Source organism: Rossellomorea sp. y25, assembly GCF_038049935.1.
Taxonomy (GTDB): domain Bacteria; phylum Bacillota; class Bacilli; order Bacillales; family Bacillaceae_B; genus Rossellomorea.
The window spans coordinates 3,682,538-3,702,500 of record NZ_CP145886.1; the positions used below are offsets into that span (position 1 = coordinate 3,682,538).

A 19,963-nucleotide genomic window follows, 5' to 3' on the forward strand; every position below is an offset into this window, starting at 1 on the left:
GAACATAATGTGTATTCAGTAAATCTTCATTTAAAAAAGCCCGATGAATCAGCAAAGATTCATCAGGCCACCTTAGATCAAGGGAAACGAGGGAATTGTCCAAAGTCCGGTTTACGCTTTTCTTTGAATGCGTCGCGACCTTCTTTGGCTTCTTCCGTTGTGTAGTATAGAAGGGTAGCGTCACCTGCAAGCTGCTGCAGACCTGCCAATCCATCTGTATCTGCGTTGAATGAAGCCTTTAAGAAACGAAGGGCAGTCGGACTTTTTTCAAGCATCTCTGAAGCCCACTGAACTGTTTCCGCTTCAAGCTGCTCATATGGAACAACTGTATTGACAAGTCCCATTTCAAGCGCTTCCTGTGCGTTGTACTGACGGCATAGGTACCAGATTTCTTTCGCTTTCTTATGACCGACGATGCGTGCAAGATATCCTGCACCGTATCCGGCATCAAAGCTTCCTACTTTAGGACCTGTTTGTCCGAAGATCGCGTTGTCAGCAGCAATTGTAATATCACACACTACGTGAAGGACGTGTCCTCCTCCGATGGCATAACCTGCTACCATTGCAATGACTGGCTTAGGGATCACGCGGATCAGACGTTGTAAATCCAATACATTCAATCGTGGAATTTCATCTTCCCCGACGTAACCGCCATGTCCGCGCACTCTTTGGTCTCCGCCCGAACAGAATGCCTTCTCACCGGCACCTGTTAAAACGATGACACCAACCTTAGAATCATCACGTGCATAAGCAAATGCATCGATTAATTCCATTACAGTTTTAGGACGAAAAGCGTTGCGAACTTCTGGTCGATTGATCGTGATCTTTGCAATTCCATTATATGTTTCGTACAAAATATCTTCGTAGTTTCTTTCTGAAACCCATTCAAAAGCCATTGGTTTGTTCCTCCTTTATGTAGTTAACAGTAGATCCTCTATTATTGTACCAAACTTTCGCGGTTCTTCCACATGAATTGCATGACCTGTGTTAGAAATTGTCATGATTTGAAAGTCCGGATTGAGGTTTTTCATTTCTTTTGCGATATGAACAAACTTCTGATCCAGCTCTCCGACAAGTAAATGGACTGGTATAGAAAGCTCGCCCAGCTTGTCCCACCATGAGTCTTGAGCCCCTGTCCCCATTCCTTTTAAGCTATTGGATAAGCCTAATGGGGACTGACCCAGGCGCTGCTGCCGAATCTCGGCACGCTCATTATCAGTAAGTCTTTTTTGAGAAGCAAACAACGGGATCTCTTCCCAAAAGTCGACAAAGTCTTCCATTCCTTCTCTCATGATCCTTTCGGCTAATGCGTGGTCTTTTTTCCGCCGTTCCACTCTTTCTTCACCCGTTTTCAATCCGGGAGAGGCACTCTCAAGAATCAGGGACTTCACCTTTTGAGGGTAGCTCATGGCGAAGTGAAGGGCTGTCCGGCCTCCCATTGAATAGCCGATCAAGACCGCCTGCTCTATTTCAAGTGCAGACAAAATGGAATCAAGATCATTGGATACACGATCCATTGTATACCTTGAGAAATCCTCAGGTGCTTCTGTGCGGCCATGACCAATCAAATCAATGCTTACACACCTATAGGTGGAAGATAATTGATCGGTGATTTTTGACCATGTCGTCGTATCCCCGGTAAAGCCATGAAGAAAAACCAAAGGCTCTCCTTCTCCTTTAACTTCTACAAAATAGCGAATATCATTCACTTGCAGGATCAATGATTTTCACCCTTACATTTCTTCACCATTTCCCGGGAAACAAAATTCCACAAATTACGATGATTTGCTACATTTTCTTCACGGTTCGTCATTACTTCAATGATTTTCAAGCCGTTTTTATGCTTTGCTTCCTCAACAGCAAAAGCAAATTCTTCTTCTGATTCCACTCGGAAATAACCGGCTTCGTAAAGCTTGGCCGCATGGGAAAAATCCAGATCCATTGGCGTGCCGAACAGCTCTTCAAAGTATTCACCTTCACCCGCCTGCGGAAGATAAGAAAAGATTCCCCCACCATTATTATTAAGGACCACAACGGTCAGATTAAGCTTGTATTTCTTACCGACGAGGAGGCCGTTTAAATCGTGGAAGAAAGCAAGATCACCTATCAAAAGATACATGGATTCTGAGCTTGTGCTCATCCCAAGTGCTGTCGATACCACGCCGTCAATTCCATTCGCTCCCCGATTGGCATAGATACCGATTGACCGATCATTACTAAAGAAAAATGTATCGATGTCCCGTATCGGCATGCTGTTGCTTACAAATACATTTGATTTTTCAGGCAGGTGTTGAATAAGTTCACTTACTGCCATTCCTTCATCCCATGACAAATGACCTTTTAGAAGGAGTTCCTTTGTAGAATGGTTTACATTCTTCCAGTGATTGATCCACTTTTTAGAAAAAACACGGCTTTCTTCATTGATCATGCTTTGACAGAATTGGCTCTCATCACAATAGATATATTCCGTCCCTTTTGCAATGGGATCCTGCCATTCTTCCCCCGGACTCACGATCCAGTATGGCATTTCAGAAAGACCTTTCAAAAACAACATGAGAGGCTTTGAAACAGGCATGGCACCGAAACGGATCACGATTTCAGGGTGCAGGCTCTTCTTCACTTCATCAATCTTCAGGAACGTATCATAGGTATCGATAATATGTGCCTTCGAATGAGAACCGCTTCTCATCTGGGAGAGGGGGTCCGCTGCGATGGGAAAACCGAGTTTCTCACTAAAGGCAACGATGGAATCAATCGAATCACTATTCAGGCCCGGTCCGCATACAATCAGACCTCTCTCTTTATTTCTGAGTATCCCTTGAAGCTCTTGAGAGATTGAGTGGGAAAGGCTCCTTTCTCCGTGGAGGACCCTTTTCATCTGTGAACCTGTTGAATAAGATACGCCCTTTAAATCAGGAATTAACGGTTCTCTAAATGGAAAATTAAAGTGAACGGGTCCTCTCGGTTCTGCTAGTGAAAGTCCTATTCCTCTGGATGCTGACGATCTTGCATATTCAAGCATGGACGGACTATTCTCCGGCAATGCCATATCCACTGTCCATTTTACGTGTTTCCCATATAGATCCAGCTGATCAATCGCTTGCGGGGCACCTACCTCCCGCAGCTCATGGGGACGATCAGCCGTCAGCACGATCAACGGCACTTTCGCGTAGCGGGCTTCAATAATCGCTGGATAATAATTGGCTGCTGCCGTTCCGGATGTACAGAGGATGGCTACCGGCTTTTTCTTTGCCTTCGCAACCCCTAAAGCAAAGAACGCAGCAGAACGTTCATCTACGTTAATGTACGTCTTTACCTCTGGATGATGGGCGAATAATAACGCCAAAGGAGTAGATCGAGAGCCAGGGCTAATGACTACTTCGTCTACTCCATTTCCAACTAATTCTTCAATAAATGCCGCTAAATAATGTGTTAAATGCTGCTGATGTTCATCAATCATTTATGTTTCCCCCTAATGCCCTTAGCATCGGTCGAAATTTCATTTGTGTTTCTCTAAATTCACTTTCCGGCTGAGAATCTGCCACTATTCCGCACCCTGCATATAAATAAGCCTTATCCTTCTGAAGTAGACCTGATCGAAGGGCAACGGCATACTCACCATTTCCATAGGCATCGATCCAGCCGACAGGACCCGCATACAAACCACGATCCATAGCTTCCTCTTCTCTGATCACATGCAATGCCTTATCCCTTGGTACCCCGCCTAATGCAGGGGTTGGATGTAATTTTTCCACCAGATTGATAAGAGATGTATGTTCAGACGCCTGTCCAATGACAGGAGTATATAAATGCTGAATGTCTTTCAGCTTCATCAGTTGAGGCGAAGACGGAATCGTCAATGTTTCACAAAAAGGTGTAAGAGCGTCTTGAATGCTCTCCACCACGAGCTGGTGCTCATAACGGTTCTTTTCATCCAGCAGGAGCTCTTCGCCCAGCTTCTCATCACTTTCCAACGATTCCCCGCGGGCAATCGATCCTGCTAAACAGGTGGAAAGAATTTCTTCTCCCGATTTCTTCACGAGGCGTTCGGGCGTAGCTCCGATAAAGCAGCTATCTTCCCTCTCAAAGCTGAAGACAAAGCTGTCCGGCTGCTGCTTCCACAAATTATCCAATACAAAATCAGATGACACTTGGGTATCAAACGACACTTCACATTTTCTGGCAAGCACTACCTTATCCATTTCACCCTGCTTTAAACGATTCACCACATTTTGAACAGAATCCTTCCATTCTTCAGGCTTCATATCCCTATTTTGCAGCCATTGGGGCTGTTCAGGAATAATAGGCATCCTTGCATTGGCAAGAAGTTCATCCTTGATTCTTATGCAATCATAGAATAATGATTCTTCCTCATCCGGATGACAAATGAAATTCACCGTTAAATAATTGGTTTTTCCCGGCTTTGTCAGCATAAACATAGGTAATTGAAACGTACCGTTCGAGAATTGCCTCCACTCTTCTCCGATAGATTTAAGCGGATCAAAGCTAAAGCCGCCAAATAACAAAGGTCCTGTGCCTGCAATTTCTTCCCCAGTGACAACGACAGACTCTACAATTAAGCGCTTCCACTCATTCTCAACCGTAAAAAATCGTTCTTCAATCTCATTTGTAGACAATATATGAGCCGCTCCAATCCCTACTAGCGAGATGGTATGATCACGGTCCTTCCATAGAAAACGCTCACCAACAAAAGAGCTTCCTCCATAATAAAAAGAAAGAGGATCGACTGCATCGACTTCCTCCACTATGCTGAGAAGGACGGGGTGATGTAATTGTTTAGCCTTCATTTTGGCTGTATCATATGCTTTTTCAATATTGGTTTTATGAATGGTAACCAATTGAATTCCCCCAAACAAAATCACGTACGATATTCAAACTTATTTTAAGATACACCTGTCTTTAAGGTGTGTCAACGGAGTTTAAGACATGTTAACAATATTTATCCTTATTATATATAATAAACCCTTTTTCCCCTTTTGAGAAACCAAAAGCGTTGTAAAAGTCCTCAATTACTGGAAAATAGCACCTTCACAGATTTTTAAAAAATGATTGACAGTCCTCTTCCCTTTACCTACACTTTAATCTGTAAAGGAATTGTAATGTTTTCTGAAAATTCCTTATTGCGTAAGGGAGAGAATATGATGGAACAACAAGCATCCAACGTGTTGGAATCAGATAAAGGGTGGAAGATCTGGTGGCAGCTTACAAGGCCTCACACTCTTACAGCAGCATTTGTACCTGTCTTACTGGGGACTGTACTAGCTCTGCAATTTACCAAGATCAGTTTATCACTGTTTGCAGCCATGCTCATTGCCTGCTTGCTCATCCAGGCTGCTACCAATATGTTCAATGAGTATTATGACTATAAAAGAGGTTTGGATACAGAGCATTCGGTCGGTATCGGTGGAGCAATCGTCCGGAACGGAGTTAAACCATCCACGGTCATAAACCTCGCCTTTTCACTGTACGGAATCGCCCTTTTATTAGGAATTTATATTTGTCTTAATAGCACATGGTGGCTGGCACTCATAGGTATAGTGTGCATGGCAGCGGGGTACTTTTATACTGGCGGACCTATGCCAATTGCTTACACGCCTTTTGGAGAAATCGTAGCCGGTTTCTTTATGGGACTTGTGATCATACTCATATCGTTCTACATTCAAACTGGATATATCAATGGTGACAGCATCCTATTGTCTGTTCCCGTATCCATTTTAGTCGGCGCCATTCTATTAGCGAATAACATCCGCGACCTGGACGGTGATAAAGAAAACGGCCGTAAAACCATCGCGATTCTTTTAGGAAGAAAAGGAGCGATCATCCTTTTGGGCGGCATGTTTGTCGTATCCTATGGCTGGATTGTCGGACTGGTCCTTGCCGGCGTTTCATCACCTTGGCTATTCGTTGCCTTTCTAAGTATTCCGAAAGCATTCAAGGCAACGACAGGATTCATCGGCAAATCACAGCCGATCGAAATGATGCCCGCCATGAAAGCCACCGCACAAACGAACACCATCTTTGGATTCCTATTATCCATTGGACTATTACTTGCATATATGCTTTAAAAAAATCAAGAGTCGCCCCTTCATTTCGGGACGACTCTTTTTTTTATGTTTTAACAACCCCACTTTCGGATAAAGTATGGTTAGTACATTATTTAAGCGAACATAATGAAGGATGTGAAGAAATTGCTAACAGACAGCCAAAAACAGACATTAAAACAAGAATTGGTTCAGCAGGAAAAACAGTTGCAAGAACATCTTCATCAGGATTTAGATAATCTTCACCATACAAATGAACGGGATAACTCAGGTGAACTCTCCCTTTACGATAACCATCCTGCCGACATGGGAACAGAGTTATATGAACGAGAGAAGGATTTCGCCATAGATGATCACGCCAAGCTCGAACTAAATAAAATTCAACGCGCTTTGCAGGCGATAAGCCAAGGAACATACGGTCAATGCAAAGAGTGTGGCCAGGATATTCCTTTTGAGCGTTTGGAAGTCATTCCAACGACACTTTATTGTAAAGATCATTCACCGGAACAATCGACACCTCAGGATAGACCCGTAGAGGAAGATGTACTGCAGCCGCCTGTTGATAACGAATTCAGACATGAAACAGATGGTAATGTCCGTGATGATCAAGACAGCTTTCAGGAAGTAGGACGCTTCGGGACATCTGAAACACCTTCTGACTTCGAAGGTGATTATGAAGACTACTCGGAATTGTATCAGGATGAGGACACTTCCGAAGGATTCACCGAGGATTTCGAATCCTTTGTCGGAACCGATATGGAAGGTTCCAATCGTAAAGCATATCCTTCGAAAACCCATGAAGAATACGAGGATATGCTGGATGAAAATAATATGGAATCCACATTGGGTGACATTCCGTATAAAGATGGCGACAGTTATATTTCTGATAAGAAGAAATAATTTAAAAAGGCTTGGGGAAACTTTTCCCCAAGCCTTCTTTTACTTTATTAAACTGCCCTGTGAAATGCCCCAGATGTCTTTCGCATACTGTTCAATCGTCCGGTCACTTGAGAAATAGCCGGAGTTTGCAATGTTCTGCAAGCACATTCGTGACCAATGCTCTTTATTTTCGTACGCTTTTCCTGCTTGCTCGTGAGCCCTTACATAGGAATCGAAATCCCTCAGAACAAAGAATTGATCATTCTCGGTCAGTAAGGAGTCATAGATGGTTTCAAAATGGTCACCTGCGTCTGGAAGTGTATCATCAATCAATTGATTCAACACCTTCTTAATGCGGGTATCATAGTGGAAATACTCCATGGCATAGTATCCACCGTGATGCTGATATTTCATTACTTCATCCGCCGTTAATCCAAATATAAAGATATTCTCTTTCCCTACTTGCTCAAGAATCTCAATATTAGCCCCGTCCAATGTTCCAAGGGTCAAAGCCCCGTTCATCATGAACTTCATATTTCCAGTACCGGATGCTTCCTTGCTGGCTGTAGAAATCTGTTCTGACAGATCAGCTGCAGGAATGATTTCTTCAGCTAATGAAACCCGGTAATTTTCCAGGAATACGACTTTAATCCGCCCTTTTACAAGCGGGTGGTCATTCACCAGATCCGCTACAGAATGAATCAACTTTATGATTTTCTTCGCATAGTAATACCCCGGGGATGCTTTCGCACCAAAAATGAACGTTCGCGGATGAAAATCAAAGCTTGGGTCTTCCACACAGCGATTATAGAGATGAAGAATGTGTAAAACATTCATCAGCTGGCGTTTATACGCATGGAGCCGCTTCACTTGAATGTCAAAAATCGAAGTAGGATCCACGACGATTCCATTACTTTCAAAAATTCGATCTGCAAGCTTCCGTTTATTTTCCTGTTTTACATCATACAGGTCCTTAAGAAACGCCGTATCGTGATGATACTCTTTCAAGTCCGCTAACTTACCTGGATCTTTAATCCACCCATCTCCTATGGAAGACGATATCAGATTCGACAGAGACGGGTTGCTATTCAATAGCCATCTTCTATGTGTAATGCCATTTGTCTTACTATTAAATTTATCAGGATAATATTGATAGAATAAGTTCATTTCTCTAAGCTTTAAGATTTCAGTATGAATCTTTGCCACGCCATTCACACTAAAGCTTCCTACAATCGCCAGATGAGCCATTTTCACTTCATCATGGGAGATGATCGCCATATCCTCTATCCGCTTCCACTCACCGGGATATTCCTTCCACAATTCCTGACAGAATCGCTCATTGATTTCATTCACGATCATATGGATGCGGGGCAGCAGAGGTTGGAAAATACGGATCGGCCATCTCTCCAATGCTTCTGAAAGCGTCGTATGATTCGTATAGGCAAATGTATTCGTCGTGATTTCCCACGCTTCCTCCCATTCGAAGGAATATTCGTCAAGCAGGACCCTCATCAGTTCTGGAATCGCGAGAACGGGATGAGTATCATTGATATGGATCGATATATTCTCATGCAGTTCCTTCAGGTCCCCATTTCGATAAAGGTAGGAATCAAGAATCGAACGGATGCTTGCTGATACAAGGAAATACTGCTGTTTCAATCGCAGGATTTTCCCTTCTTCATGGGTATCGTCAGGATAAAGGAATTCTGTGATCGCTTCCGTATCACGCTTGTATTTCATCATATCTTTCCCGGCTTTATAGGCAGCGGGTTCAGCACTCCATAATCGAAGGGTATTAACCGTCGACGTTTCATACCCTACTACAGGCATATCATAAGGAACGGCCGCTACTACTTCTGCATCCACATGACGAAACTTCAATACATCATTATCCGTATAAGATTCCACCTTCCCCCAGAAAGGCACTTCGACGGTAAGATCTGACTTTCGAACTTCCCATACATGTCCATGACGCAGCCACTGCTCCGGAAGCTCCATCTGAAAACCATTGACGATCTTTTGTTCAAATAAACCATGCTTGTAACGGATTCCATAGCCATGTCCAGGTAGATTAAGGGAAGCCAATGAGTCGAGGAAACATGCAGCCAAACGACCCAGACCGCCGTTTCCGAGTCCTGCATCGTGCTCCACCTCTTCCATTTCAGCAAGGTCTATTCCCAGGTCCTTCAATCCCTTATCCACAATATCGTAGATTCCTAAATTCATCAGGTTCTGGCGGAGCAAACGCCCCAGAAGAAATTCAATCGATAAGTAATACACCTGCTTTTGTTTACTGAACCGGTACTGCTCATTCGTATGAATCCAGTTCATGGAGATGTATTCCCGTATAAGGTGACCTAATGTGAAAAACTGATCCTGACTGGTGGATTCAGGAAACGTCTTCCCATACATCATTTCAAGCTTCTTCAGAAACATTTCTTTAAATTCAATTGGATCAGAAAACATGGCTTTCACTCCTTGATACCAGGTCAGCATATAGTTGATTATACTTAAAGGCCGATTGCGCCCAGCTATAATCCTTATTCATTGCAGTTCGTACAATATGATTCCATGTTTCCGGATCTTCGTAGAAATACGATAGAGCTCTTCGATAAGTGTAGAGCATATCGTGGGCATTAAAGTTCTTAAACGAAAAACCGTTCCCTGTCTTCGTTTCTTCATTATAGGATTCCACCGTATCGTTCAATCCACCGGTCTCCCGGACAAGCGGCAGGGCTCCATATCTCATGGCAATCAATTGACCCAGTCCGCACGGCTCGAACTTAGAAGGCATCAGGAATATATCACTGGCAGAATAGATCTGTTTTGCCAGTTCCTCATTAAATCCGATTTGCACTCTGACCTTATCCGGATAGGTCCATTCCATCTCCCTGAAGAACTGCTCAAACTCCCAATCGCCTGTTCCCAGGAGGACAAATTGAACTTCTTCCTGGAGCATTTCATGAAATACTCCCCTTACTAGTTCCAGCCCTTTTTGATTCGTTAATCTTGAAATGATGGAAACAAGAGGGATTCCTTCATTCTCTTCTAACCCCAAGCTTTTTTGCAGGTGAAGTTTCGCTTTCTTCTTTCCATGGAGATTGCCGCTAAAGTAAGGAAACTCTCCATCATCAGGATTGTACACTTCATCATCAATACCGTTTAAAATACCTAATAACTGGTTGTATCGCTGCCCTAAAATAGTATGAAGCTTTTCCCCGTAATAAGGCGTCAGAATTTCCTCTTTGTATGTAGGACTCACCGTGGTAACAAAATCCGCAGAAATCAGAGCACCCTTCATAAAATTGATATTTCCATAGAACTCAAGGTATTCGTGATGAAAATACTTATCGTGAATGCCTAATAAGTCAGTCATCACCTGTTTAGGATAAATCCCCTGAAATTGAAGATTGTGAATGGTGAACACACTGCGGATAAACGAATAACCCGGTCTCTCCTGGTATTCGGTTCTTAATAAAAATGGAACCATTCCCGTGTGCCAGTCATGACAATGAATCACATCTGGATAAAAATCAAGAACAGCAATACTTTCCAGCACCGCTCTGGTAAAATACGCAAATCGCTCCCCGTCATCAAAATATCCGTATAAACGATCCCGATTAAAATAGTATTCATTATCGACGAAATAATACGTTACTCCATTTTCACTGTACTCTTCAATTCCACAATACTGATTCCGCCAGCCGACTGACACGAAGAACTCTTTCTTCCTTTTCATTTTTGAACGAAACTCATGAGGGATCCCACCGTATTTAGGCAGGATCACCCTGACATCCGTCCCTAAACTTCTTAATTCCTTAGGCAAAGCGCCGGCAACATCCGCCAAGCCCCCAGATTTAATAAAAGGGACACACTCAGATACTACAAATAACACTTTCACGAATTCATCAGCGCTCCTTGAATCATCCCTTTGCGAATGACTATTGGATTGTTTGGATCTCCGATAAGCTTGACGCCATCTTCGATTCTCACATCTTTATCTAAAATCACATTCTCTAGTACACAGTTATCTCCAATTTGACTCTTCTGCATAATGATGCTACCCGAAATCATCGTATTTTTCCCTACCTTGACCGCTCTGAACATCGTAGAATTCTTCACTTGGCCTTCTATGAAGCATCCATTGGCGATGATACTATTTTTCACACTTGCAGCTGAAGTGTAGCGTGTTGGCGGCTCATCTTTTACCTTCGTGTAGACAGGTGAATCCTTTTTGAACAATTCTTTCCAATAAGATAGATTCAAAAGTTTCATGCTGGCATCATAGTATTCTTCAATGCAATCAATCGTTTGAACAAATCCTTCATGCTCATAGCCGCACACCTTAAATCCGCTGTCCATATCATCCACAACATCCTGCATACACGTATAGCCTGTTTCACTTCGATTCTCAATCAAATCAATGAGTGTAGAAGTTTTCACCAGGTACATATCTAAAGAGTTTCCGTTATGACGCATTTCCGTTATATCACAGCCGATACGGATATGGCGTTCAAGAACCGGTTGATAGGCAATATTGCATAATGTAAAGCAATTGCTGATCAATGCGTATTCCTGGGTACTGCGATAAAAGTAGTCTAAGTGATGAGCGAAGTGATTAAATGAACCCACACCCTCTTCATTCGCCTCTAATCCTGGTGCCGGGAAGAAAAACAACCCATCACGCTTCCGATTCAGATCCCAGTTCTTCCCAGATCCAAGATGGTCCATAAGGGAACGGTATTGAAACTTAGGAAAAATCGCAACGGAACCAATATCTGAGTTCACCATATTAGAGAGTACAAAGTCGATCAAGCGGTATCTCCCGGCAATTGGAAGAGCAGCTAATGAACGATGTAACAGTAAATCCTCCAACGAATCATAATAACTAGTAGCATCAATAACGCCAAGCATTGTATTTTTCAAAACACTTCCTCCTCTTAAGTTGTAATGTGGGTCTTCAACCTTTACACTTTTTCTTGTTCCAGTAGTGTTTCAATGAATGATTCCGTAACCAGGATAATTTCATCCGATCCTTCTTCCGGCATGATGCATAGGCCGTTCGGAACCTTGACATTCGACGGCACGATCGCCTGTTCAATATAGGCGTTTTCCCCAATGACCGCATCCGGCATAACGACTGAGCGGCTTACATGTGCTCCCTTTTTCACCGTTGTTCCTTGGAACAGGACGGACTTACGAATCGTCCCTTCAATCGTACATCCTTCATTCACAAGAGACCCCTCAACAAGCGCTTCTTCAGAAATGTATTGAGGCGGCTCATTCGGATTCACTGAATACACTCTCCAGTCATGATCGAACAGATTCAGCTCATTTTCCTCATCAATCAAGTCCATATTCGCTTCCCACAGGCTCTTAACTGTTCCGACATCCTTCCAGTACCCTTTAAACGGATAGGCCATCAGCTTTTTCTTCTCATCAAGCAGTAAAGGGATAACATCCTTCCCAAAGTCATGGCTTGAATCGGGATTACGCTCATCCATCTCTAAATAATCCTTCAGTACGGAATAATTGAAAATATAGATTCCCATCGAAGCAAGATTACTCTTAGGAAAAGCCGGCTTTTCTTCGAACTCTGTAATTCTCATTTCCTCATTGGTGTTCATAAGACCGAACCTGCTTGCCTCATCCCAGCCTACTTCAATGACGGAAATCGAGACATCCGCTTTCTTCTCGATGTGATAATCAAGCATTTTACTATAATCCATTTTGTAAATGTGATCTCCTGATAGAATCAGCACATACTCGGGATCATATTGCTCAAGGTAATTCATATTTTGATAAATGGCACTCGCCGTCCCTGTATACCAACGCATTTCAGATGATTCAGCATAAGGTGGCAGTACGGTCACTCCCCCATTTCTACGGTCAAGATCCCATGCACTTCCGATTCCAATATAAGAATTTAATACTAACGGCTGGTACTGAGTAAGGACACCCACCGTATCAATCCCTGAATTTGTGCAATTGCTTAATGTGAAATCAATAATACGATATTTTCCTCCGAACGGAACGGCTGGTTTCGCCAGACTCTTCGTCAATGAGCTTAAACGGCTCCCTTTTCCACCTGCTAATAACATGGCCACACATCTACCTTTTGCCATCTTTTTCTCTCCCCTTTCAATCTATTGGTTTTAAATAAACGGCTGCATATGGTGGAATCGTCATTTCCACATATCCTTCTCTTCCATGGTAGGACTCGTTGTGCACTGTAAGAGGCATAGGATTCACCTGATGTGAACCACCAAATCGTTCATCATCACTATTCCAAATCTCTTCATAAGAAGAAACCTTATTGACTCCTACCTTATACTGATGATACACACGAGGACTGAAATTACAGATCACCACAAGATGATCCCCCTTCTCTTTCCCATTTCTGATAAAAGAGAAAATCTGCTGCTCTCGATTATCCACATCCACCCATTCGAATCCCTCTGAACGATGATCCATTTGAAATAATGGTTCAGCACCTTTATATAAATGCATAAGCTCTTTAAAATATGAGTTGAATTTGTGATGAAGTTCGTAATCCAATAAATGCCAATCTATTTCCTCTAAATCCTTCCACTCTGAAAACGGGGCAAGTTCACTTCCCATAAACAGAAGCTTTTTCCCTGGATGAGCCATCATATAGCTCAGGAGCAGACGATATTGAGCGAATTTCTGCCAGTAATCACCTGGCATTTTATTCAATAATGACTTCTTCCCATGTACCACCTCATCATGGGAAAAGGGAAGCACATAATTCTCTGAGTACGCATATAACAATGAAAATGTTATAAGAGAATGCACATGCCTTCTTTCAGACGTGTCTGTTTCCATATATTTAAGGACGTCATTCATCCATCCCATATTCCACTTATAATTAAAGCCAAGTCCTCCATAATGAACAGGAGACGTCACCTGTGGCCAGTCTGTAGAATCCTCTGCAATCATCAAAATCGAAGAATCATACTCGAACACTGCCATATTCAAGTTTTTCAAAAACTGTATGGCTCCTTCATTGGGAGCAAGCTCTCCCTGGTTAGCCCAGTAAATAATATTGGCCACTGCATCAATCCGGAATCCATCAATATGATACAGGTCCATCCAGAAACGGGCATTCGAAATCAGGAAGCTTCTCACTTCTCCCTTACCTAAATCAAAATTCGCCGTTCCCCACGTATAATTCTCACGGTCCCTTTCCTCTCCATACTCATAAGCAAACGAACCATCGAATTCATATAACCCGTGAGCATCCTTACAAAAATGACCCGGGACCCAATCCAATATCACGCCAATATTATGTAAATGACATTCATTCACGAACGCCATCAATTCATGAGGTGAGCCATAGCGACTAGTCGGAGAATAATAACCAGTACCTTGATACCCCCAAGAACGATCAAACGGATGCTCCGTGACAGGAAGCAACTCAATATGTGTAAATCCTTGTTCTTTCACATGGGGAATTAATTGCTGTGCTAATTCCTTATAGGAAAGAAATTTCCCTGCTTTCTTTTTCCATGTGCCTAAATGCACTTCGTAAATTGCCATAGGCTTGTCATAGACCGTCGAACTGGCTCGATGCTCAAGCCACTCCTCATCCTCCCATGAAAACCCCTGCAGCTCATACACGACGCTTGCAGTATTTGGACGCTTCTCAGAAGCAAACCCATAGGGGTCCGCCTTCAGCTTCTTTGAACCTGAGGGAGTCGTAATCTCGTACTTATACGTTTCTCCCGATAGATTCTCATCAATGCGAATTGTCCATAAACCTTCGTTATTCCGCCTCGTAAGTTCATACCCTGTTCCATTCCAATGATTAAAAGATCCAACCAATGAAACATGTCTTGCTTTCGGTGCCCAAACGCAAAATTCTGTATAGGTTCCAGTAGAGTCTCTTCTCACATGTGAACCCATAAACTGATAGGCCTGCTGCAAATTTCCCTCATGAAACAAAAAAACATCATAATCTGATATGGTCATTGCGTTCATCATCTCACCTACATTTTTTCAATCTACTTACTACTTTCTTTCAAGTTCATCAAAATCCTCTTTATTATCGTCGCTCAATTACGACAATTTCCTACATACATTTGATAAAATGGTTCACTATTGGAAAGTCTTACTAAATGATAAGGTTTACATTGGAAGAACATAGGGGAATCATGTTGAATTCATAGCGGAATTTGTCGAAAGTTTTTTAATTAAAAAATGTGAAATTTGCAGAAAATGCAGAAGGATTCCGGTATTTTGTATCGTTTCTGGCTGATTGTGAGAAGGATGGCGGTGTCGAATTAAGGAGTGATTGAGAAGGCGTTATGCATCAGGCGCCTGCATGCTTATGGTGATTAGTAGGGTGAATGAAACATGTTCTAATGGTCCCGGATGGGTAATTAAGGAGGGAGCATTCATAGTTTAGTCTTTAAAGGAGGTTGGGTTTATTGAAGAGCTTGAGAAGTTTAATGAAGAGATTAAGAGGTGATTGATGCCATTTACTTTTCGATGATCACTGACTGAATGTTCCCATCCTCCGTTTATTGTATTGAAAAATTGGATCTGAAAAGAAAAGTGCAGAAGTTGATAATATATTGGGAAAAGTCGATAATATATGTGGAGAAGTCGATAATATATCCTTCGTAGAGAAATAGAAGCATGCGTTTCTCTTGTAAAACCGCTTATTTTAGTCCCGATCTGCCTCCATATTCAATTAACTCTCTTCATTTAGTCATTTTTTCTTCTATTATTAATAAAATAACCACTAATTCTACTACTTTGTACAAAAAAAAAGACTATCAAAAATGATAGTCTTTTTTCAGATGACCCATACGGGATTCGAACCCGTGTTACCGCCGTGAAAGGGCGGTGTCTTAACCGCTTGACCAATGGGCCATAATATGGCGGAGAAGGAGGGATTTGAACCCTCGCGCCGGTTGCCCGACCTACACCCTTAGCAGGGGCGCCTCTTCAGCCACTTGAGTACTTCCCCATATTGGCTCCGCAGGCAAGATTCGAACTTGCGACCGATCGGTTAACAGCCGATAGCTCTACCACTGAGCTACTGCGGAATAATGAAATGGTGGGCCTAAGTGGACTCGAACCACCGACCTCACGCTTATCAGGCGTGCGCTCTAACCAGCTGAGCTATAGGCCCATAAATAATTGGAGCGGGTGAAGGGAATCGAACCCTCATCATCAGCTTGGAAGGCTGAGGTTTTACCACTAAACTACACCCGCGGTATTTAAATAAGAAAGTATGGGGCGACTGATGGGAATCGAACCCACGAATGCCTGAACCACAATCAGGTGCGTTAACCACTTCGCCACAATCGCCATAATGTCTTCAAATAGAAAATGGTGGCTCAGGACGGAATCGAACCGCCGACACATGGATTTTCAGTCCATTGCTCTACCAACTGAGCTACTGAGCCTTACTTAGAGTAAAATATTTAATTATGAACCATAATCTTATTTAAAGAAAATGGCGGTCCGGACGGGACTCGAACCCGCGACCTCCTGCGTGACAGGCAGGCATTCTAACCAACTGAACTACCGGACCAAAGCTTTTTGCGTAAGCAAAATAGGTTTCATTACCTCGCGATAGCGAAAATAACTATCCATGCGTGACTCATCAAGGATTACCCTATCCTAAGTCAAAAATGGTATTGCGGGGACAGGATTTGAACCTGCGACCTTCGGGTTATGAGCCCGACGAGCTACCGAACTGCTCCACCCCGCGACGATATGAGTAAGGAATTCACCATAAAAGTAAATATGGAGGAGGAAGGGGGATTCGAACCCCCGCGGGCTGTTACACCCCTGTCGGTTTTCAAGACCGATCCCTTCAGCCGGACTTGGGTATTCCTCCGTAATAAAAATGGTACTTGGTGGACCTTGTAGGACTCGAACCTACGACCGGACGGTTATGAGCCGTCTGCTCTAACCAACTGAGCTAAAGGTCCCTTTTGGTAGCGGCGGAGGGGATCGAACCCCCGACCTCACGGGTATGAACCGTACGCTCTAGCCAGCTGAGCTACACCGCCAAGAAACATAATATCAAAAATATTTTTTTACTTTCATAAAACCAATGAAGTTTATCTTACTTTCGTAAAAAAACATGGTGGAGCCTAGCGGGATCGAACCGCTGACCTCCTGCGTGCAAAGCAGGCGCTCTCCCAGCTGAGCTAAGGCCCCAAAGAAGTGGTCGGGAAGACAGGATTCGAACCTGCGACCCCTTGGTCCCAAACCAAGTGCTCTACCAAGCTGAGCTACTTCCCGATAATATGGCGCGCCCGAGAGGAGTCGAACCCCTAACCTTTTGATCCGTAGTCAAACGCTCTATCCAATTGAGCTACGGGCGCAAAATATGTCGTTTCCTTCCGAAAAATCAATGGTGCCGAGGACCGGAATCGAACCGGTACGGTAGTCACCTACCGCAGGATTTTAAGTCCTGTGCGTCTGCCAGTTCCGCCACCCCGGCAAAATCTTCTGGAGCGGAAGACGGGATTCGAACCCGCGACCCCCACCTTGGCAAGGTGGTGTTCTACCACTGAACTACTTCCGCGAAATATAATGGTGCGGGTGAAGGGACTTGAACCCCCACGCCTTGCGGCGCCAGATCCTAAGTCTGGTGCGTCTGCCAATTCCGCCACACCCGCATGTATGATTGATATTTTGCTAATGCAAAAATCAATGGTGAGCCATGAAGGACTCGAACCTTCGACCCTCTGATTAAAAGTCAGATGCTCTACCAACTGAGCTAATGGCTCATCTCAAAAGATGAAATTCAAAACCAAAATGGTGCCGGCAAGAGGACTTGAACCCCCAACCTACTGATTACAAGTCAGTTGCTCTACCAGTTGAGCTACACCGGCATATTAATTACCCACTAATGAAAAATGGTGGAGGATGACGGGATCGAACCGCCGACCCTCTGCTTGTAAGGCAGATGCTCTCCCAGCTGAGCTAATCCTCCAAATATAAAGCCTGGCGACGTCCTACTCTCACAGGGGGAGATCCCCCAACTACCATCGGCGCTGAAGAGCTTAACTTCCGTGTTCGGCATGGGAACGGGTGTGACCTCTTCGCCATTGTCACCAGACATTTTCTTGTCTCTTTTTTAAGGACAAGTATTATTATATCGTGTAGATATATTTTTTCAAGGCTTTTTTTTATATTTTCTTATAAAATTCATTCCCTGAAAACTAGATAAAGAATTGATGTCAAGAAAGCCAAGTATCGACCAATCGTTGTTCATTTAAAAAATGACTCTTTGTGGTTAAGTCCTCGATCGATTAGTATCAGTCAACTCCACATGTCGCCATGCTTCCATCTCTGACCTATCTACCTAGTCATCTTCTAGGGATCTTACTCACATACGTGATGGGAAATCTCATCTCGAGGGGGGCTTCATGCTTAGATGCTTTCAGCACTTATCCCTTCCGCACATAGCTACCCAGCGATGCCTTTGGCAAGACAACTGGTACACCAGCGGTGCGTCCATCCCGGTCCTCTCGTACTAAGGACAGCTCCTCTCAAATTTCCTGCGCCCACGACGGATAGGGACCGAACTGTCTCACGACGTTCTGAACCCAGCTCGCGTACCGCTTTAATGGGCGAACAGCCCAACCCTTGGGACCGACTACAGCCCCAGGATGCGATGAGCCGACATCGAGGTGCCAAACCTCCCCGTCGATGTGGACTCTTGGGGGAGATAAGCCTGTTATCCCCGGGGTAGCTTTTATCCGTTGAGCGATGGCCCTTCCATGCGGAACCACCGGATCACTAAGCCCGACTTTCGTCCCTGCTCGACTTGTAGGTCTCGCAGTCAAGCTCCCTTGTGCCTTTACACTCTGCGAATGATTTCCAACCATTCTGAGGGAACCTTTGGGCGCCTCCGTTACTCTTTAGGAGGCGACCGCCCCAGTCAAACTGCCCACCTGACACTGTCTCCCACCCCGATAAGGGGCGCGGGTTAGAATTTCAATACAGCCAGGGTAGTATCCCACCGATGCCTCCACCGAAGCTGGCGCTCCGGCTTCCAAGGCTCCTACCTATCCTGTACAAGCTGTACCAAAATTCAATATCAGGCTACAGTAAAGCTCCACGGGGTCTTTCCGTCCTGTCGCGGGTAACCTGCATCTTCACAGGTACTATAATTTCACCGAGTCTCTCGTTGAGACAGTGCCCAGATCGTTACGCCTTTCGTGCGGGTCGGAACTTACCCGACAAGGAATTTCGCTACCTTAGGACCGTTATAGTTACGGCCGCCGTTTACTGGGGCTTCGATTCGCACCTTCGCTTGCGCTAAGCACTCCTCTTAACCTTCCAGCACCGGGCAGGCGTCAGCCCCTATACTTCGCCTTACGGCTTCGCAGAGACCTGTGTTTTTGCTAAACAGTCGCCTGGGCCTATTCACTGCGGCTCTCTCGGGCTTGCACCCTACCAGAGCACCCCTTCTCCCGAAGTTACGGGGTCATTTTGCCGAGTTCCTTAACGAGAGTTCTCTCGCTCACCTTAGGATTCTCTCCTCGCCTACCTGTGTCGGTTTGCGGTACGGGCACCTTTTTCCTCGCTAGAGGCTTTTCTTGGCAGTGTGGAATCAGGAACTTCGCTACTATAATTCGCTCGCTGTCACAGCTCAGCCTTCACGATGATGGGATTTGCCTCATCATCAGCCTAACTGCTTAGACGCACATATCCAGCAGTGCGCTTACCCTATCCTCCTGCGTCCCCCCATTGCTCAAACGGAAAAGAGGTGGTACAGGAATATCAACCTGTTGTCCATCGTCTACGCCTATCGGCCTCGACTTAGGTCCCGACTAACCCTGAGCGGACGAGCCTTCCTCAGGAAACCTTAGGCATTCGGTGGATGGGATTCTCACCCATCTTTCGCTACTCATACCGGCATTCTCACTTCTAAGCACTCCACCAGTCCTTACGGTCTAGCTTCGCAGTCCTTAGAACGCTCTCCTACCACTGACACCTAAAGGTGTCAATCCACAGCTTCGGTGATA

Annotated in this window: 11 protein-coding genes, 21 tRNA genes and 2 rRNA genes (1 of these 34 only partly in view); 2 read left to right on the forward strand and 32 right to left on the reverse strand. The window is 44.2% G+C overall.

Annotated elements, in window-relative coordinates; translation table 11 throughout:
- Positions 1-77: 77 nt before the first annotated feature.
- Genes menB through AAEM60_RS18560 form a run of 4 tightly spaced genes read right to left on the reverse strand, consistent with a single transcriptional unit; the run spans position 78 to position 4,859 of the window.
- A complete protein-coding gene (gene menB, locus AAEM60_RS18545; protein ID WP_044340358.1) occupies positions 78-896 on the reverse strand; it encodes a 1,4-dihydroxy-2-naphthoyl-CoA synthase in 819 nt (272 codons plus the stop codon).
- A gap of 15 nt (positions 897-911) precedes the next feature.
- Positions 912-1,715: a 2-succinyl-6-hydroxy-2,4-cyclohexadiene-1-carboxylate synthase gene (gene menH, locus AAEM60_RS18550; protein ID WP_299739696.1), complete on the reverse strand. Its 804-nt coding sequence runs from the start codon at positions 1,713-1,715 to the stop codon at positions 912-914.
- 2 nt (positions 1,716-1,717) lie between these two features.
- Positions 1,718-3,460 carry a 2-succinyl-5-enolpyruvyl-6-hydroxy-3-cyclohexene-1-carboxylic-acid synthase gene (gene menD / locus AAEM60_RS18555; protein WP_299739512.1) on the reverse strand — a complete coding sequence of 581 codons (1,743 nt, stop codon included), beginning with the start codon at positions 3,458-3,460 and terminating at the stop codon, positions 1,718-1,720.
- Positions 3,453-4,859, reverse strand: coding sequence for an isochorismate synthase (locus tag AAEM60_RS18560; RefSeq protein ID WP_299739514.1), 1,407 nt, complete (start codon positions 4,857-4,859; stop codon positions 3,453-3,455). Before AAEM60_RS18560 ends, menD begins: the two co-directional genes overlap by 8 nt.
- A 303-nt stretch (positions 4,860-5,162) precedes the next feature.
- Here AAEM60_RS18560 and AAEM60_RS18565 point away from each other — a divergent pair, with 303 nt between their 5' ends.
- Together AAEM60_RS18565 and AAEM60_RS18570 are read left to right on the forward strand one after the other, a co-directional pair.
- On the forward strand, positions 5,163-6,086 hold the full coding sequence (locus tag AAEM60_RS18565) for a 1,4-dihydroxy-2-naphthoate polyprenyltransferase (protein ID WP_299739698.1): 924 nt from the start codon (positions 5,163-5,165) through the stop codon (positions 6,084-6,086).
- Positions 6,087-6,200: 114 nt separating this feature from the next.
- A complete protein-coding gene (locus tag AAEM60_RS18570; protein ID WP_341358021.1) occupies positions 6,201-6,962 on the forward strand; it encodes a TraR/DksA C4-type zinc finger protein in 762 nt (253 codons plus the stop codon).
- Between the two features lie 39 nt (positions 6,963-7,001).
- Here AAEM60_RS18570 and AAEM60_RS18575 read toward each other — a convergent pair whose 3' ends face one another.
- From AAEM60_RS18575 to AAEM60_RS18710, 28 genes are all read right to left on the reverse strand, one after another.
- Complete coding sequence (locus AAEM60_RS18575) at positions 7,002-9,407, reverse strand: glycogen/starch/alpha-glucan phosphorylase (RefSeq protein ID WP_341356860.1); 2,406 nt, start codon at positions 9,405-9,407, stop codon at positions 7,002-7,004.
- On the reverse strand, positions 9,397-10,842 hold the full coding sequence (glgA, locus tag AAEM60_RS18580; RefSeq protein WP_299739520.1) for a glycogen synthase GlgA: 1,446 nt from the start codon (positions 10,840-10,842) through the stop codon (positions 9,397-9,399). The genes AAEM60_RS18575 and glgA overlap by 11 nt, the downstream gene beginning before the upstream one ends.
- Positions 10,839-11,867: a sugar phosphate nucleotidyltransferase gene (locus AAEM60_RS18585; RefSeq protein ID WP_299739522.1), complete on the reverse strand. Its 1,029-nt coding sequence runs from the start codon at positions 11,865-11,867 to the stop codon at positions 10,839-10,841. The genes glgA and AAEM60_RS18585 overlap by 4 nt, the downstream gene beginning before the upstream one ends.
- 41 nt (positions 11,868-11,908) lie before the next feature.
- The gene (locus AAEM60_RS18590; RefSeq protein WP_299739524.1) at positions 11,909-13,066 is read right to left on the reverse strand and encodes a glucose-1-phosphate adenylyltransferase; all 1,158 of its coding nucleotides are present in this window, start codon (positions 13,064-13,066) and stop codon (positions 11,909-11,911) included.
- 16 nt (positions 13,067-13,082) lie between these two features.
- Positions 13,083-14,945 carry a 1,4-alpha-glucan branching enzyme gene (gene glgB, locus AAEM60_RS18595; protein WP_341356861.1) on the reverse strand — a complete coding sequence of 621 codons (1,863 nt, stop codon included), beginning with the start codon at positions 14,943-14,945 and terminating at the stop codon, positions 13,083-13,085.
- An 822-nt stretch (positions 14,946-15,767) separates the two neighbouring features.
- A tRNA-Glu gene (locus AAEM60_RS18600) sits at positions 15,768-15,839 on the reverse strand.
- A 6-nt stretch (positions 15,840-15,845) separates the two neighbouring features.
- Positions 15,846-15,936: transfer RNA gene (locus tag AAEM60_RS18605), tRNA-Ser, on the reverse strand.
- A gap of 4 nt (positions 15,937-15,940) precedes the next feature.
- Positions 15,941-16,015, reverse strand: a tRNA-Asn gene (locus AAEM60_RS18610).
- Between the two features lie 9 nt (positions 16,016-16,024).
- A tRNA-Ile gene (locus AAEM60_RS18615) sits at positions 16,025-16,101 on the reverse strand.
- A gap of 9 nt (positions 16,102-16,110) precedes the next feature.
- Positions 16,111-16,184, reverse strand: a tRNA-Gly gene (locus AAEM60_RS18620).
- 20 nt (positions 16,185-16,204) lie between these two features.
- Positions 16,205-16,280: transfer RNA gene (locus tag AAEM60_RS18625), tRNA-His, on the reverse strand.
- A 22-nt stretch (positions 16,281-16,302) separates the two neighbouring features.
- Positions 16,303-16,378, reverse strand: a tRNA-Phe gene (locus AAEM60_RS18630).
- Between the two features lie 51 nt (positions 16,379-16,429).
- A tRNA-Asp gene (locus tag AAEM60_RS18635) sits at positions 16,430-16,506 on the reverse strand.
- Positions 16,507-16,612: 106 nt separating this feature from the next.
- Positions 16,613-16,686: transfer RNA gene (locus AAEM60_RS18640), tRNA-Met, on the reverse strand.
- A 36-nt stretch (positions 16,687-16,722) separates the two neighbouring features.
- A tRNA-Ser gene (locus AAEM60_RS18645) sits at positions 16,723-16,815 on the reverse strand.
- 17 nt (positions 16,816-16,832) lie between these two features.
- Positions 16,833-16,909 (reverse strand) — tRNA-Ile (locus tag AAEM60_RS18650).
- Positions 16,910-16,913: 4 nt separating this feature from the next.
- Positions 16,914-16,990, reverse strand: a tRNA-Met gene (locus tag AAEM60_RS18655).
- Between the two features lie 75 nt (positions 16,991-17,065).
- Positions 17,066-17,141: transfer RNA gene (locus AAEM60_RS18660), tRNA-Ala, on the reverse strand.
- Positions 17,142-17,148: 7 nt separating this feature from the next.
- A tRNA-Pro gene (locus AAEM60_RS18665) sits at positions 17,149-17,225 on the reverse strand.
- Positions 17,226-17,231: 6 nt separating this feature from the next.
- Positions 17,232-17,308, reverse strand: a tRNA-Arg gene (locus tag AAEM60_RS18670).
- Positions 17,309-17,338: 30 nt separating this feature from the next.
- A tRNA-Leu gene (locus AAEM60_RS18675) sits at positions 17,339-17,427 on the reverse strand.
- Positions 17,428-17,436: 9 nt separating this feature from the next.
- A tRNA-Gly gene (locus AAEM60_RS18680) sits at positions 17,437-17,511 on the reverse strand.
- A gap of 9 nt (positions 17,512-17,520) precedes the next feature.
- A tRNA-Leu gene (locus AAEM60_RS18685) sits at positions 17,521-17,605 on the reverse strand.
- Positions 17,606-17,640: 35 nt separating this feature from the next.
- Positions 17,641-17,716: transfer RNA gene (locus tag AAEM60_RS18690), tRNA-Lys, on the reverse strand.
- Between the two features lie 29 nt (positions 17,717-17,745).
- A tRNA-Thr gene (locus tag AAEM60_RS18695) sits at positions 17,746-17,821 on the reverse strand.
- A gap of 25 nt (positions 17,822-17,846) precedes the next feature.
- A tRNA-Val gene (locus tag AAEM60_RS18700) sits at positions 17,847-17,922 on the reverse strand.
- 9 nt (positions 17,923-17,931) lie between these two features.
- Positions 17,932-18,048, reverse strand: a 5S ribosomal RNA gene (rrf, locus tag AAEM60_RS18705).
- Between the two features lie 173 nt (positions 18,049-18,221).
- Positions 18,222-19,963 (reverse strand): 23S ribosomal RNA (locus AAEM60_RS18710); it runs 1,193 nt beyond the window's last position.

What these genes read in the sequence shown, in the direction of transcription:
- menB (WP_044340358.1), bottom strand. Translation starts at nt 896, where the DNA reads ATGGCTTTTGAATGGGTTTCAGAAAGAAACTACGAAGATATTTTGTAC.
- menD (WP_299739512.1), bottom strand. Translation starts at nt 3,460, where the DNA reads ATGATTGATGAACATCAGCAGCATTTAACACATTATTTAGCGGCATTT.
- AAEM60_RS18565 (WP_299739698.1), top strand. Translation starts at nt 5,163, where the DNA reads ATGGAACAACAAGCATCCAACGTGTTGGAATCAGATAAAGGGTGGAAG.
- AAEM60_RS18575 (WP_341356860.1), bottom strand. Translation starts at nt 9,407, where the DNA reads ATGTTTTCTGATCCAATTGAATTTAAAGAAATGTTTCTGAAGAAGCTT.
- AAEM60_RS18590 (WP_299739524.1), bottom strand. Translation starts at nt 13,066, where the DNA reads ATGGCAAAAGGTAGATGTGTGGCCATGTTATTAGCAGGTGGAAAAGGG.
- glgB (WP_341356861.1), bottom strand. Translation starts at nt 14,945, where the DNA reads ATGATGAACGCAATGACCATATCAGATTATGATGTTTTTTTGTTTCAT.